This window comes from Aggregatibacter kilianii, from assembly GCF_003130255.1.
Taxonomy (GTDB): Bacteria; Pseudomonadota; Gammaproteobacteria; order Enterobacterales; family Pasteurellaceae; genus Aggregatibacter; species Aggregatibacter kilianii.
On the sequence record NZ_NRCN01000001.1, the window covers coordinates 1,319,165 to 1,334,261 of the forward strand.

The 15,097-nt window shown below is 45.5% G+C and carries 16 protein-coding genes; 7 read left to right on the forward strand and 9 right to left on the reverse strand.

Translation table 11 applies throughout. The annotated features are described in order from the left end of the window. Window positions 1-70 precede the first annotated feature (70 nt). Genes DK428_RS06235 through DK428_RS06245 form a run of 3 tightly spaced genes read right to left on the reverse strand, consistent with a single transcriptional unit; the run spans window position 71 to window position 2,692 of the window. On the reverse strand, window positions 71-913 hold the full coding sequence (locus DK428_RS06235) for a patatin-like phospholipase family protein (protein WP_109064538.1): 843 nt from the start codon (window positions 911-913) through the stop codon (window positions 71-73). Further along, on the reverse strand, window positions 913-1,800 hold the full coding sequence (gene ygfZ, locus DK428_RS06240) for a CAF17-like 4Fe-4S cluster assembly/insertion protein YgfZ (protein WP_109064537.1): 888 nt from the start codon (window positions 1,798-1,800) through the stop codon (window positions 913-915). The genes DK428_RS06235 and ygfZ overlap by 1 nt, the downstream gene beginning before the upstream one ends. Window positions 1,801-1,828: 28 nt before the next feature. Then, window positions 1,829-2,692, reverse strand: coding sequence for a YicC/YloC family endoribonuclease (locus DK428_RS06245; RefSeq protein WP_109064536.1), 864 nt, complete (start codon window positions 2,690-2,692; stop codon window positions 1,829-1,831). A gap of 118 nt (window positions 2,693-2,810) precedes the next feature. On the opposite strand from DK428_RS06245, the gene rph reads away from it, so the two are divergent. The 6 genes from rph to DK428_RS06275 all read left to right on the forward strand — a co-directional run bounded on the left by rph (window position 2,811) and on the right by DK428_RS06275 (window position 7,629). Next, entirely contained in the window at window positions 2,811-3,527 is a 717-nt protein-coding gene (rph, locus tag DK428_RS06250; RefSeq protein ID WP_005702222.1) for a ribonuclease PH, read from the forward strand. An 11-nt stretch (window positions 3,528-3,538) separates the two neighbouring features. Further along, the gene (gene pyrE, locus DK428_RS06255) at window positions 3,539-4,180 is read left to right on the forward strand and encodes an orotate phosphoribosyltransferase (protein ID WP_109064535.1); all 642 of its coding nucleotides are present in this window, start codon (window positions 3,539-3,541) and stop codon (window positions 4,178-4,180) included. An 87-nt stretch (window positions 4,181-4,267) separates the two neighbouring features. After that, window positions 4,268-5,116 (forward strand): co-chaperone DjlA, encoded by an 849-nt coding sequence (gene djlA / locus DK428_RS06260; RefSeq protein ID WP_109064534.1) that lies wholly within the window; start codon window positions 4,268-4,270, stop codon window positions 5,114-5,116. Window positions 5,117-5,119: 3 nt separating this feature from the next. Beyond that, the gene (gene dusC, locus DK428_RS06265; RefSeq protein ID WP_109064533.1) at window positions 5,120-6,061 is read left to right on the forward strand and encodes a tRNA dihydrouridine(16) synthase DusC; all 942 of its coding nucleotides are present in this window, start codon (window positions 5,120-5,122) and stop codon (window positions 6,059-6,061) included. A 321-nt stretch (window positions 6,062-6,382) separates the two neighbouring features. Next, entirely contained in the window at window positions 6,383-7,120 is a 738-nt protein-coding gene (locus DK428_RS06270) for a glycosyltransferase family 2 protein (protein WP_109064532.1), read from the forward strand. After that, window positions 7,120-7,629 (forward strand): DedA family protein, encoded by a 510-nt coding sequence (locus tag DK428_RS06275; protein WP_204352443.1) that lies wholly within the window; start codon window positions 7,120-7,122, stop codon window positions 7,627-7,629. The genes DK428_RS06270 and DK428_RS06275 overlap by 1 nt, the downstream gene beginning before the upstream one ends. Window positions 7,630-7,825: 196 nt before the next feature. Here the strand turns inward: DK428_RS06275 and DK428_RS06280 are convergent, their stop codons facing one another. The 5 genes from DK428_RS06280 to hflD all read right to left on the reverse strand — a co-directional run bounded on the left by DK428_RS06280 (window position 7,826) and on the right by hflD (window position 13,737). Continuing rightward, window positions 7,826-8,887, reverse strand: coding sequence for an ABC transporter ATP-binding protein (locus tag DK428_RS06280; protein ID WP_109064530.1), 1,062 nt, complete (start codon window positions 8,885-8,887; stop codon window positions 7,826-7,828). Between the two features lie 14 nt (window positions 8,888-8,901). Then, complete coding sequence (locus DK428_RS06285; protein WP_109064529.1) at window positions 8,902-10,422, reverse strand: ABC transporter permease; 1,521 nt, start codon at window positions 10,420-10,422, stop codon at window positions 8,902-8,904. A 99-nt stretch (window positions 10,423-10,521) separates the two neighbouring features. Further along, window positions 10,522-11,520 (reverse strand): iron ABC transporter substrate-binding protein, encoded by a 999-nt coding sequence (locus DK428_RS06290; protein ID WP_109064528.1) that lies wholly within the window; start codon window positions 11,518-11,520, stop codon window positions 10,522-10,524. Between the two features lie 221 nt (window positions 11,521-11,741). After that, window positions 11,742-13,109: an adenylosuccinate lyase gene (gene purB, locus DK428_RS06295; RefSeq protein WP_109064527.1), complete on the reverse strand. Its 1,368-nt coding sequence runs from the start codon at window positions 13,107-13,109 to the stop codon at window positions 11,742-11,744. Window positions 13,110-13,125: 16 nt separating this feature from the next. Continuing rightward, the gene (gene hflD, locus DK428_RS06300; protein WP_109064526.1) at window positions 13,126-13,737 is read right to left on the reverse strand and encodes a high frequency lysogenization protein HflD; all 612 of its coding nucleotides are present in this window, start codon (window positions 13,735-13,737) and stop codon (window positions 13,126-13,128) included. A gap of 126 nt (window positions 13,738-13,863) precedes the next feature. Between hflD and DK428_RS06305 the strand changes: the two genes are divergently transcribed. After that, entirely contained in the window at window positions 13,864-14,274 is a 411-nt protein-coding gene (locus DK428_RS06305; protein ID WP_050332646.1) for a copper chaperone PCu(A)C, read from the forward strand. 64 nt (window positions 14,275-14,338) lie between these two features. On the opposite strand, the gene DK428_RS06310 is transcribed toward DK428_RS06305, so the two are convergent. Beyond that, on the reverse strand, window positions 14,339-15,064 hold the full coding sequence (locus tag DK428_RS06310; protein ID WP_109064525.1) for a 3-deoxy-D-manno-octulosonic acid kinase: 726 nt from the start codon (window positions 15,062-15,064) through the stop codon (window positions 14,339-14,341). Between the last annotated feature and the right edge of the window lie 33 nt (window positions 15,065-15,097).

Sequence of the window (15,097 nt, forward strand, 5' to 3'; positions counted from 1 at the left end):
TTCTCTGCAATAAGACTTTGTAGTTAATATGATTTAACGTAAAAAGTGCGGTTATTTTTGGAGACGTTTTTTAGCCCGCCAAATACGCTTTTAAATCTTTCATGACATATTGCGCATCGCTTACGCCCAAATCATACATGGCTTGAATTTTGTGTACATCTTTTTCGATGCGTCGAATTGGTAACGTGATGGATGGTCGGATGACGAAAATCTTGCCCTGTTCGTTGAGACGAATAATGTCTTCCACTGTGCGGTTATAGTCGGCATAGCGGTTGGTTAGGCGTTCGACCAGTTTTGGGTAACGGCGATAAAAAGCGTTGAACAGTAGCGGATTGGTCGGCGTTTTGCGGTAATCCAATGGGCGGGTGAGCACGACGATGATTTTGTCGTAGCCCAACTGTTGACAGAAACGCAACGGAATACTGTCCGCAATGCCGCCGTCTAAATATTTTTTGTCGTTGATTTCCACCATTTTTGACACGAAAGGCATGGCGGAGGTGGCACGCAGGGTTTCCATTTGCTCAAAGGCATCGTGGATTTTCACATATTCCGCTTCGCCGCTTTCCACGTTGGTTAACACCGTGTAAAAGTCGATGCCCGAACGGGCGAATGCTGCTTGATCGAAGACGTCCAATTCAACAGGTAGCTGATAAAAGGCGAAATCTTTGTTGACGATATTGCCTGTGGTGAACAGGCTGTGCCATCCCATGTAGCGCTTGTCGTTGAGGTATTTTTTGTTGTAACGCAACACGCGGCCACGTTGTTTGGAAGGCAAATTTACGCCGAACAGCGCTCCGGCAGACACACTAACGATGCCGTCAATGTGAATCTGTTCATCCAAGAAGACATCCAACACACCGGCGGTGAACATCCCGCGCATGGCGCCGCCTTCCAATACCAATCCGACTTTCATCAGCTTAACTCATAAGGCAAGGGTTGCATATCGAGCAAGGTTTGGCAGTTCGGCAAGCGGAATGCCTGACCTTCTTCCAACGGCGTATTTAACACGGCCTGCAACCACAAAACGCCGTGAAAATTGACCGCACTTGTGATGGTTCCTGTGGCTCGCCAGTTGTCGCCGAGTGCCATTTCTAGGGCGGAACCGATTTCCGGCAGACTTTCCGTTTGCGCTGCGAAAATAAAGAGGGCGCGTTTATTGGCGCCTCGATATTTGGCGCGCGCCACGGTTTCTTGCCCGATGTAACACCCTTTGTGGAAGGAAATTGCCTGTTCGACACTTTGCAGGTTTAACGCTTGCGGAATAAATTCTAATTGGGTTGCTGCCGCTAAACCAGGCACGCCATCTTGAATATCCAACAAATCCCAAGCCAGTGCTTCAACGGTAGGTTCGAGGACTAAGCGGGTCGGGTTGAGTAAAATCACGCGCGGTTGTTGCACATTCACATCAATGCGAATTTGCGCAGAAAATTGACCGCACTTTTCGATGCCTTTTGTGCCGGCTGCGCCGAGAATTTGCCAATCTAACGAAGTAAAAGTGACTTTGGAAAACACTGAATATTTTTTCAGTTGATCCAACTCCGATGGCAATAACGCACTTTTTAACAGCATATAAAAGGTCTGTTCATCTTGACGAATTAAACGGAACAGTGCGCTCATTTTGCCTTTCGGATCGCAATGGGCGGTAAGAGTGGATTCACCGGCTGCCAATTTAGTGACATCGCAAGTGAGTTGCCCCTGTAAATATTTCTCCGCATCCGTGCCCGCAATTTCAATCAGCGAGTAGTGTGTTAACGGGCAAATAATGTCGTCCTGTTGTGCCGTTAAAAGGGAATATGCCATCGTACTTTCCTTAAAAAATATCAATCAATTACTCAAGGTTTTGAATTTGTTCGCGCATTTGCTCAATTAACACTTTCAGCTCAATGGCGGAATTAGTTACATCGACATTGATGGATTTGGATGCCAAGGTGTTGGATTCGCGGTTGAGCTCTTGCATCATGAAATCCAACTTGCGTCCCACTGCACCGCCTTTGCGCAGAATGTTTTGCGTTTCTTTGACGTGTAATTGCAAACGATCTAATTCTTCCGCCACATCAATGCGTTGCGCCAACATAATCAGCTCTTGCTCTAAACGTTGCGGATCCGGCTGTAGTTGCACTTCTTCAAACCGTTGCAAAATGCGATCGCGTTGCCATTGTAAAATCTCCGGCATTTTTGACCGCACTTTTTGCTGTTCTGCATTGATGGCGTCAAGGCGTTGTGTCAGTAACGTGTGGATTTTTTCTCCTTCGCGTTGACGCATGGCGATAAATTCGCTTACGACCTGCTCAAAGGCGACCAATAAATCCTGACTGATTAAATCCACATCCTGCTCAGGCACTTCTACTACACCCGGGTAGCGTAATACGTCGGTTAAATTGAATTCGCCTTCGCCTGCCTGTTGTTTCAACCATTGCAAAGATTGCAACACTTGAGTGGCGAGTTCTTGATTAATGTGTAATTCGGCGGCAGTTTGTTTTTTATTATCAATACGCAGGGTACATTCGATTTTGCCGCGGGTGAGTTTTTGGCGTAGCGATTCACGCAAGGTGTTTTCAAGACTGCGAAATTGTTCCGGCAGACGGAAAAAGGTTTCCAGATAACGTTGATTAACCGAACGAATTTCCCAAACCGCATTTCCCCAATCTTTTTTGATTTCCAAACTGGCGAATGCCGTCATGCTATAAATCATAATAATTCCTTCATTTCTGTGCCGTAAAATTTGCATTCTATTGTACTGCCAAATTTCGTTTCTGTCAGTTTGCGTGCTAAAATAGCGCGATTTTTTATTGCTTAACGAGGAATTTTTCATGCGTCCGAATCAACGTGCCAATAACCAAACCCGCCCGATTAAAATCACCCGTCATTACACCAAACATGCGGAAGGTTCCGTGCTGGTGGAGTTCGGCGACACCAAAGTGTTGTGTACCGCCACGGTGGAAGAGGGCGTACCGCGCTTTTTGAAAGGGTTGGGACAAGGTTGGGTGACCGCGGAATACGGTATGTTGCCACGTTCCACCCACAGCCGTATGCAACGTGAAGCGGCAAAAGGCAAGCAAGGCGGCCGTACTTTGGAAATTCAGCGCTTAATCGCCCGTTCTCTACGTGCCATGGTAGATTTGGAAGCCCTCGGTGAGCGCTGCATCACATTGGACTGCGATGTGATTCAAGCGGACGGCGGTACTCGCACAGCCTCTATTACCGGTGCTTGCGTGGCGTTATGTGATGCATTGAATGGTTTGGTGGCAAATGGCACATTAAGCAAAAATCCGTTGAAAGGATTGGTGGCGGCAATTTCTGTCGGCATTGTGGATGGTGAAGCAGTATGTGATTTGGAATATGTGGAAGATTCTGCTGCGGAAACGGACATGAACGTGGTGATGATGGAAGATGGTCGCATGATTGAAGTGCAAGGTACCGCAGAAGGCGAACCGTTCAGTCACGAGGAATTATTAACCTTATTAGATCTTGCTAAACAAGGTTGCGACATCATTTTCCAAACCCAACGTGCGGCACTGGCTGATTAGGGACACGAAAGATGGAAGCCTACAAACAACAGTTTATTGAATTCGCCCTTGCCCGTCAGGTATTAAAATTCGGCGAATTCACCTTGAAATCCGGCCGTGTCAGTCCTTATTTTTTTAACGCGGGATTATTCAACACCGGTGCGGACTTGGCCCGTTTAGGCGGATTTTATGCCGCTGCCTTGCAAGCTGCCGGATTGCAATACGATGTGATTTTTGGCCCGGCGTACAAAGGCATTCCTATCGCCACTGCTGTTTCAGTTGCGTTGTTTAATCAATTTAATGTGGATAAACCGGTATGTTTTAACCGCAAAGAAGCCAAAGATCACGGCGAAGGCGGCAATTTAATCGGCAGCCCGTTACGCGGCAAGGTGTTATTGGTGGACGATGTGATCACTGCCGGCACGGCAATTCGTGAATCCATGCAGTTGATTCAGGCAAATAACGCGCAATTAAGTGCGGTGTTAATTGCTTTAAACCGCCAAGAGCGTGGTAACGGTGAGCTTTCTGCCATTCAGGAAGTAGAACGTGATTACCAATGCAACGTACTGTCCATTATTGATTTTGCCGATTTAATGGCGTTTATTGAAACAAGGGCGGAATACCAACAATATTTGCCGACCATGCGCGCTTATCGTGAGCAGTACGGTATCTAACTAATCTAAAGTGCGGTTGTTTTTAGCGATGTTTTTGAAATTTACTTGGAAAATCTACCGCACTTTTTTAACCTTAACGGAGTGACAATGAATTTTATTGGAAAATTTTTAGGTGCCATTATCGGCTTTCGGTTGGGCGGTTTTTTCGGCATGTTGGCAGGGATTTTTCTTGGCCACCTCGCCGATAAAAAATTGTATGAACTGGGCACGGTAAGCTCCACTTTTTTCAAAAATAAAACTACCCGCCAGTTACTCTTTATGCAAACCACCTTTGCGGTGCTTGGGCATTTAAGCAAAGCCAAAGGACGTGTGACGGAAGAAGACATTCAACTGGCGAACCATTTAATGAGTCATATGCAATTGGACGATGCCGGTCGCCGTTTAGCGCAAGAAGCATTTAATCGTGGCAAACAGACAGATTTCCCGCTTCGTCAGGTGATTCGTGAATTTCGTCTCGGTTGTGGTCAACGTGGCGATTTATTGCGCGCGTTTTTATCGGTTCAACTCCAAGCAGCCTTTTCTGACGGACAATTGCATGATAATGAAAAAAGTGTGCTGTTTGTGGTGGCGGAAGAACTCGGTTTATCCCGCGTCCAATTTGAGCAAATGTTGGCAATGGAAATGGCGGCGCGTCAATTTACCCGTGGCGGTTTTTATCAACAGCAACATTCAGGCTATCAAGGCGGTTATCAACACCAATCCCAACAATCGTCTTCCGGTCCGACATTAGACGATGCTTATAAAGTTCTTGGCGTCACGGCAGCGGACGATCAACCTACGGTAAAACGTGCTTATCGTCGTTTAATGAATGAAAATCATCCGGACAAATTGGTGGCGAAAGGTTTGCCGCCGGAAATGATGGAAATGGCGAAAGAAAAAGCGCAGCAAATTCAAGCGGCGTACGATTTAATTTGCAAAGCCAAAGGCTGGAAATAACCTTTGCGCGTCATTTTAGCCCCAATGCAGGGCGTACTTGATCCGCTGGTGCGGCAATTATTAACGGAAGTGAACGACTATGATTTGTGCATTTCCGAATTTGTCCGCGTGGTGGATCAACGCCTGCCGGCGAAAGTGTTTTATCGCCTTTGCCCTGAATTACACCAACAGGGCTTTACCCCAAGCGGCACCCCGGTGCGCGTGCAACTGCTCGGACAACATCCTCAATGGTTGGCGGAAAACGCCGAACTTGCCATTCAATTAGGTTCCCACGGCGTTGATTTAAACTGTGGCTGTCCGTCGAAAACCGTCAACGGTAGCAACGGTGGCGCTTCTTTGTTAAAACAACCGGAACTTATCTACCAAGCCACTAAAGCCATCCGTCAAGCCGTACCGCAAGAACAGGCAGTCAGCGTTAAAGTGCGCTTAGGTTGGGATTCTACGGAATTCGCTTATGACATTGCCGATGCGGTGCAACAAGGCGGGGCGACCGAAATTGCCATTCATGGACGCACCAAAACGGATGGCTATCGCGCTGATCGCATCAACTGGCAAAAGGTCGGTGAAATCCGCCAAAAACTCAATATTCCTGTCATCGCCAACGGTGAAATTTGGCGCTGGGGAGACGGACAACGATGCCTCACAATGACCGGCTGCGATGATCTGATGGTCGGTCGCGGTGCGCTAAATATACCTAATTTAAGTCGTGTACTAAAACATAACGATGCCCCGTTAAACTGGTCTGAGATCATGCCAATTCTGTGCAAATATGCCGCACTGGAAAATTGCCATGATAGCGGTTTTTACCATGTAGCGCGCATTAAGCAATGGTTGCAGTATTTGAAGTGTGAATATGCAGAGGCCTCGAGCTTGTTTGAAGTGGTGAAGCGTTGTCATGACGCAGTAGAGTTAAAAAGGCTTTTAGATTATTATGGCTTAAATTGATTTGACTGATATAAATCGAGTTTTTCTCGATGAGAAATCTACGTTTTACTTGTTCTTCTTAATTATATTTATAAAAAAACTCCGCAGAACCTATAACATTTTTTTGCTTAATAATGTGAATTAGTCAATCTTCACGTTAAGTTTATATTAATTATTTATGTTTAAAATATCGAAAATAAAACGATTTTCGGAGAAACATATCTAATGGATTGTAAGCAAGAGGACATTTTACCGTACTAAATTTCGTGAGATTTTGTATAAAAAATATAACAATAGCCCGCCTTGAAAGGCGCTAATACCAAACATTAATTCGGAGAAATTATGACGATTAAGCAACAATGCAGTATAGTGATTATTACCTTGAATGAAGAACGGAACATCGCCAATTTACTTGATGATTTATGCCGGCAGAGCCACAAAGATTTTGAAGTTATCGTGGTTGATAGCGCCAGTACTGATGCAACGGTTGAAACCGCACAAAAATTTGCTGATCGTCTTGATTTAAAAACCATCGTTATGGATGCGCGTGGCACGAGTCTAGGGCGTAACACCGGCGCAGAAAATGCCAGTTATGAACGTTTGTTGTTTTTAGATGCGGATGTTCGGTTACAACCTGATTTTCTCGAAAAATCTCTTACTTTGTTGGAAAAAACGGGGGTATGGGTCGCGGGTGGACGTATCGGTAGCAGTGACAATGCGTTTTTAACACGCCTTGGTATCGGTATTTTTGATTGGACTATGTGGTTAACTCAGTTTTTCTTTCCTACCTGTACTGGCGCCTGTATTTTCAGTACAAAAACTGTTCATCGTACTATCGGTGGATTTGATCTCTCTATTCGGCTTTGCGAAGACTGTGATTATGTTAACCGTGCCAGTAAAACTTTTCGCTTTAGAATGTTGCCGATTCATTTTGAGTTCAATCCGCGTCGTTTAAAACAAGATGGCGTTTTCCATCTTGGCGGAGTGTATTTGCGCGCCAATATCCGACGTTTTTTTAAAGGTGAATTGCGGAATAATGAAATTGACTATCCGTTTGGCCATTATAAGGACAAACAATAATGCCAGCATGGTTGGCGGCATGCTTCTATTCCCCCTATTTGCCGATTATTCTTCTCATTGGCTCATTTGGCGATGCCTTTTTGCCTACCGCACTTTTTATTTGGGGAGAAATATTTTTTGTCGCGGGCGGTTATGCCGTTGCGCTACATGAGCAATATTGGATTATTCTGCTTATTTGGCTTGGTGCAATAGGTGGCGACTGCATTAGTTATATGATCGGTTGCCATTATGGTATGGCCTTATTGAATCAACTTACCCGCAAACGTCCTAAGTTACGTTTGAACGCTCAACGTGCAAGACGTTTAATTCAACGCAAAGGCGCTCTTACGTTGGTGCTTGCCAGAATTTCAGGGCCGGTGTCAAAGTTCACGCCTTTTATGGCAGGAAGCCTGAAGATGCCTTTTTTCCCGTTTCTTATCGCCAGTATCATCGGTGTGTTGATTGGCACCGCGCAATTTATTTTTGCCGGTTGGGCATTAGCCAAAGGGATTGATTTATGGGGAAGATAATCAAGGTGAGGGTAAAATTTTAAGTCAGCCTGTTTTATAGATATTGTCATTGTCCGTTATCAGAATCACAAAATAAAAAAACGATTTTAAAAACGACCGCACTTTTTTACCTATTTCATCATTTCTTCTGTAAACAGCAACAAAGCCGGAATAAAAATGGGAGACCTGTATAAGGTCTCATGAGACAAAACCGTTCTTATTCCCCATAAAACAATCCCGTTCCATACAAATAAACGTCAACCCTATCTCCTACACACAACTCAATTCCATGATGTTCTTCTAACTCAATTTCGAAGCCATTTATTTCAATTCGAATCGCCGTTATTTTGCCTTTGAATTCCACGTGGCGGACGATGGCGTTAAAAAGTGCGGTGGAATTTTGCGGTGTTTTTGACAAGTAGAATTGTTCCGGGCGGAGGAGTAGCGTGCCTGTTTGTTGTCCTTGGCTTTTGTCTATCACGGCAATGTCACCCAATTGACAGTGTGCTGTTGAAGGTGAATTTAAGGTTGCCGGCAACACAATGCTTTCGCCGATAAAGGTCGCCGTGCTGAGGTGTTGTGGCGACCAATAAAGGGTGCGTGGATCGGCGATTTGTAGGATTTCTCCATTTTGCAGCACCGCGATTTTATCCGCATAACGCAAGGCTTCGTCGCGATCGTGGGTGACGAAAACGGCAGAGGTGCCACTTTGGCGGAGTGCTTGCAACATATCATGGCGAATTTGTTGGCGCAGGTGCTCGTCTAAGGCACTGAACGGTTCATCCAGTAAGATCAGTTCTGGATTCGGGGCGATAGCGCGCGCCAAGGCAACACGTTGTTGTTGTCCGCCGGAAAGTTGGTGCGGGAAACGGTTGGCAAGTGCGGTAATACCGGTGAGCGCCATCACTTCTTCGATGCGTTCTCGCTCTTCCGCGGAGCGACCTTTGCCATCGCCCAAGCCATAAGCAATGTTGCGATATACATTCATGTGTGGAAATAACACACCTTCCTGCACCACATAACCCAAATGGCGCTGTTGCGTCGGCACGTTGCAATTTGCGCCGAAAATCAACCGCTCTTTTAACCAAATTTCGCCATGGTCAGCCTGCTCAAAGCCTGCGATGGTGCGCAATAAGGTGGTTTTGCCACAGCCCGATGCGCCTAATAAAAACAAGATTTCACCGCTGTTTAGCTGCAAGGAAATATCACGCAGAACATGAAGTTGGTTGAAATATTTATTGATGTGATGAAGTCGTAATAAAGGTTGATTTATTTGCATAGGGCTTAACTTTATTATTTAAACGCATATTTTTTCAATAAAAACACCGGAATGCCGGAAAATAGCACTAACATCACGGCATAAGGTGTGGCGGCGGCATATTGGGCATCACTGGTGTATTCCCAAACGGCGATGGATAAGGTTTTGATGTCGTTCGGGGTGAGTAATAAAGTGGCGGTGAGTTCTTTCATCAGGTTTAGAAATACCAATGCAAACGCAGCGGCAATGCCCGGCAACATAGCGGGAATGGTGAGCGTGCGGAAAATATAAAAATGACTACGCCCAAGGCTTTGCCCCACTTTTTCGACGTTATCGGAGATTTGTTCCAAGGAGCTACGCAACGTGGTTTGCGCCATTGGCAAATACAACATGAAATAGGCGACCACCACCATGAGGAACGTTTGGTAGAAAGAATAAGCGTAGTTAATGGTGAAATACACCAACGACAAGGCGATAACCAAACCCGGCACGGCGTGCAATAAATAAGGCAGGCGGTCAATCCACACGGTGAGGCGGTTGCGATAACGCACGGCGCTCCAAACGAGCGGCAGGGCGCAAAGCACGGTGAGCCCTGCGCCTAAACCGGAAACCATCAAAGAATTGCTGAAGGCTTCGAAAAAGGCGGAAAAATCCACCGCACTTTCAATGGACGTGCCTACGATCATCCAGTGAATCAACATGGTGAGCGGTACGCCGATGCTGAGGATAAAAATCGTTAGGAAAAAAATGACAGCCAAGAGTTGCTTGCCGGCCGTTAAATTTTTTACCGGATAAGGACGGGTAACGCCTTTGCCACTGTTGTACAGGGTTTGTTGTCCACGAAAGAAAATTTCGCCAAACACGATCAAAGCGCAAATCACCATTAACACCGCCGACAACAATGCCGCCGTATTGTTGTTAAAGGCCATTTCATACTCTTGGAAAATAGCGGTGGTGAAGGTTTGATAATTTAAAATCGACACGGCACCGAATTCCACCAACATATGCAACGCGATTAATAAAACACTGCTGCCGATGGCGGGTTTTAACTGTGGAAATATGGCGTGCCAAAAGGTGTAACGGCGGTTTTTGCCAAGGGAAAGACTGACTTCCTCCAATGAGCGATCCAGTCGTTTTAAGGTGGCGGCAACAGGCAAATAGGCAAGCGGAAAGGAGCTTAAGGTCATAATGCCAATCGTGCCCCAAAAGCCCTCGACGCTAAAGGTGAGGCTAATCCAGGTAAAACAACTGACGAAGGCTGGAATGCACAACGGCAATGTCATCGCCACCTGAAAAAAGGGCTTACCCCAAAAGCGATAGCGTTCTAACAAAAAGGCGCAAACCGTGCCGAGAATGATAGAAAATGTCGTCACACACACCATTAACAACAACGTATTGCTCAACAGGTCCCACATACGTGGTCGCCAAAGCAGTTCAATACTGCGCACCCAACCCACATCAACAGCTCTAACTACCACATAGAGAAAGGGCAAAATCAACGGCAAACTGATAAGAATAATCAAGGCGGTTAGCCAAAACGGAGGATTACGGTTCAAGGGCTTGTCCTTTTGATTTTTTAACGACAAAGGCACGCGTTTGGGCGCGTGCCTTTAATAGTATTTATTGAGACGGCATAACAAGCCCGCCTGACAAGATTATTTCAATCCTGCTTGCTCAATTAATTTATTGGCTTTTTCTTTGTCTTGCGCCGTTGTTGCGGTGACTTCAGGGGCTTCTAATTTTGCGTAAGGTTCCATGTTGAATGGAGAAACCACGTCAGCGCGCAATGGGTATTCTGCTCTAACAGCAACGAGGGCTTCTTGGCCTTTTTTGCTAGCTAAGAATTCGACGAATTTTTTCGCTTCTTCTTTATTTTTAGAGCCTTTTAACACAGCAGCACCGGAGTAGGTGACTAATGCACCCGGGTCTTGGTGACGAATGAAGTATAAGCGGGTGTTTAAGTTATCCGCGCCTTTTTCTTTTGCTAAGGCATACCAATAATAGTTGTTAATCAACGCGGCCGGTACTTCGCCATTTTCAACGGCTTGTAATGCCACACTGTTTTTCGCATAGAGTTTGCCATTTTCTTTCAAGCCTTTTAACCAGTCTAACGCCGCTTGTTCGCCTTTTAGTTTGGTGATAGCGACAACTTGTTCTAAGAATGCACCGGAAGTTGGCACATAACCGATTTTATCTTTCCATTTCGGCGTGGCGTAATCTAACACGGATTTTTCCATGTCTTTTTCGGAGAGTTTATTTTTGTCATAAACCACCACTCGGGAACGACCGCTTAAGGCAATCCAGTCTTTTTTCGGTGCTACCGGTACGCCTTTGTATTGGGTTTGTTTGATGATGTCGGCAGAGAGTGGTTCGAGTAGGTCTGAGCCAGATAATCCGGCAAAGGAGGCGACTTGTTCACTATAGAATACATCAGCCGGGGTTTTGTCGCCTTCTTCTTTTAATTGACCGGCAAGCTGTTCGCTTTTAGCACTGTTTAAAGTGACTTTAATACCGGTTTCTTTGGTAAATGCTTCGGTGACGGCTTTGGCCGCTTCTTTGTGTTGACCATTATACACAGTGATGTCTGCGAAGGCGGCACTAGAGAATGCCAATGCGGCGGTAAGTGTTGCTAGTTTTAATGCGTTAAGTTTCATAAATACTCCTTTTTAAATGATGTGATTTAAATAGATTGTTTCCTAAATGTTTAATTTTAACGGCGTTTATTCTAAGAGAATATTCTCATAAACGCAAATTATTCTCAATATTAAAATTGGGTTTTTAAGGTAGAAAGTGCGGTAGATTTTTTCAGTGAATTTGGGGGAGAGAAAGAATAAAAAAGAAAACGGTCGTATTTGATACGACCGTTTTTTATACGTTATAGTTTTTCTACTAACTGTACTGCGGCACCGATATAGCTTTCCGGGGTGAGTTGTTGCAAGCGTGCTTTTTCTTCTGCCGGAATGTCTAATTTCTCAATAAAATCAAACATCGCTTTAGCATCGACGCGTTTGCCGCGGGTGAGTTCTTTTAGTTTTTCGTACGGTTTTTCAATGCCGTAACGACGCATCACGGTTTGAATTGGTTCGGCGAGCACTTCCCAGTTTTGATCCAATTCTTCGCGCAAATGAGCTTCGTTCACTTCTAATTTGCTGATGCCTTTTTGGGTCGCTGCATAGGCGATTAAGCAATAGCCTAGACCCACGCCAAGGTTGCGCAACACGGTGGAATCGGTTAAATCGCGCTGCCAGCGGGAAATCGGTAATTTGCTGCCTAAGTGTGCCATCACGGCGTTTGCTAAACCGAGGTTGCCTTCGGAGTTTTCGAAGTCGATCGGGTTGACTTTGTGCGGCATGGTGGAGGAGCCGATCTCTCCGGCGATGGTACGTTGTTTGAAGTGATTTAACGCGATGTAACCCCACAAGTCGCGGTCGAAGTCGATCACGATAGTGTTAAAACGCGCTACGCAATCGAACAATTCGGCGATGTAATCATGCGGTTCGATTTGGGTGGTGTACGGGTTCCATGTAATGCCCAAAGACGTCACGAATTCTTCGCTGAAGGTATGCCAATCAATATTCGGGTAAGCGGATAAATGGGCGTTATAGTTGCCGACTGCGCCATTGATTTTGCCAAGAATATCAATGTGTTGTAATTGTTTATATTGGCGTCTTAAACGATACACCACGTTGGCCATTTCTTTGCCCACGGTGGTTGGCGATGCCGGTTGACCGTGCGTGCGGGAAAGCAATGGAATGGTTTTATATTGCTCGGCAAGTGCGGTGATTTTTTCGATTAAATTTTGCCATTCCGGTAATAACACTTCTTCACGCGCGGTGTTTAACATTAAGGCGTGGGAAAGGTTGTTGATGTCTTCAGAGGTACAGGCAAAGTGAATAAATTCGCTGATTGCCGCCAATTCAGGCAATGCTGCGCTTTTTTCTTTAAGGAAATATTCCACTGCTTTCACATCGTGGTTGGTCGTTCTTTCAATTTCTTTAATGCGCTCGGCATCTTCAATAGCAAAATTAGCGACAATTTGGTTAAGGTAATCGTTTGCTTCTTTTGACAAAGAAGGAACTTCAGTGATTTGTGCGGTCGCTGCCAATTTTTGTAACCAACGAACTTCCACCGTGACGCGGAATTTTAATAATCCGAATTCGCTGAAAATATGACGTAAACGGGCGGTTTTGTCTTGATAACGACCATCAATCGGGGAAAGTGCGGTTAATGCGCTCAGTTGCATAAATTAAAGCTCCATATTAAAGAGAAGAAAGAATTTGTTGTGCCATGGCGGCGATTTTGCTACGGAAAAACAACACTTGCCATTTGGTGCCGCCCACTTGTTGCCACAAAACGGCGGAACGAATGCCGGCCAGTAAGGCCGCACGAATGCGGTTTTGTGTGCTTAACTGTTGTAAATATTGAGTGGCTCCGGTGACTTGGATGCGGCGGCCTAACGGACTGATGACATCCACATAAATACCGGCAAAATTAGACAGCATTTGTTCGTCCAGCAGCTGGTAATGTTCCAACTGCGTTGGCAAATATTGAATGCGACGGGCCAGTTCCTGCTTGGCTTGTGGCGTTTTATTCAATTTCCCCGCTAATGCTAAAAGGCTTAACCAATAACGGCTTAGTTCCGGTTCGCTGCCGTTGAGTTGTTCGCAAAGTGTGGTTAAGCCCAATTTCAGATGACGCACATCACCGCCAAAAACATCCAATGTGGTGTTCGGTGCGGTTTGGAGTAAGCTCTTCAGACTGGTTTCCAACGCCGCTTGATCAGCATCGCCGTTTAATGCAAGTTGTTGCACGAGTTTTGCTGCTTGGCATACACCGGCGAGCGCAAGGGTAATATCGTAGTAATTTGCCATTGAGGTTTTACGAGAATTGAATAAAAAGAATACGAAAAAGTAGGCGGTAATATAGCATTTTTCTGTTATATTTTAAAGGCAATCGGCAATGCCGACGAAATCAATAAAGCGAAAAAGGAGAAAACGATGCAACGCATTTGCAAAACGTTATTTTTTATGACCGCACTTTTGCCTTTTGGTGTGATGGCAAAAGTCAGTGTGACGAATCCAACCATTATTGCGACCCAGCAGGCGGGTGAACCGAGCGCGATTTTTATGGAGCTTCATAACAGCGACAACCAAGCGGTTAATCTTGCGATGGTGCATAGTAGCCAGCCGGCGAATTTGGTATTGCACGGCACGCAAAACGGCAAAATGATCACAACCACCGGCATTGAAATTCCCGCCAAAGGTAAGGTGCAATTAAAACCGGGCGGTTTGCATATTATGGTGTTTGACTCCGCCAAGGCGTTGCGCGCAGGGGAACGTTTTCCGTTGACATTGATGTTTGATAACGGCGAAAAAGTAGCGGTTGACGCGGCGATTGTTGGTCATTAGTTATAAAAGTGCGGTGTTTTTTTTAGGTGTTTTTTATCGCAGAAATCCACCGCACTTTCATTTATCAGCTTGCATAACCTTCCATCAAGTGCTGCCAATGCTGCCCGTCAAATTGAATGTGCATACGTTCCACTTCTTTGTTAAAGGAACGCTGTAATCGTTGCAAATTGCTTTCCTTCCAAAAACTTCCCGATTTTTCACCGCACTTATCAAAATCAATGAGCCAAAATTTTGTCCCGCCTTCCAGTTGTTGGCACAAAATGTTGTGTGCGTTGAGATCGGTGTGGCAAATTTGTAAATCGTGTAATTGACGGATTAATCCGCCGATTTGTCGCCATTGGTCGGCGGTAAGACGTTGTGTCTGCAAAAGTGCGGTCAGATCTTGGGCATTTTCGATTTTTTCGCTCAGCAAATCTGCTTGATAACAGAATCCCAAGTTGCCTTTGCGAACCCGAGCCCCAATGGGTTTTGGTACCGGTAGGCCGGCCTGATGTAATTGATTTAACAGATTAAATTCGGAAATGCTACGGGTGCTTTTTAGCTGCTGAAAACGGTAACGATCTTTGTTGAACTTGCCCCATAAGCCACCACGGTAATAATGACGCAGAGCGGTGTTTACACCGAAGAGATCCGCCGTTTGTAAAAACCATGTGGTGCCGCGCCCTTGCGCCGATCCTAAAATGCGGTTTTGTCGGCGCCAAAAATCGGCGTTAAAAAAGTCTTCCTGATGGGGTTCCGGGTGTTCAAAATTAAAGAGAAAAAAGTCGTTTTTAAGTTGATATTCAAGCATTTTGCGACCTTGAAAATGAGATAGCGGATGGGC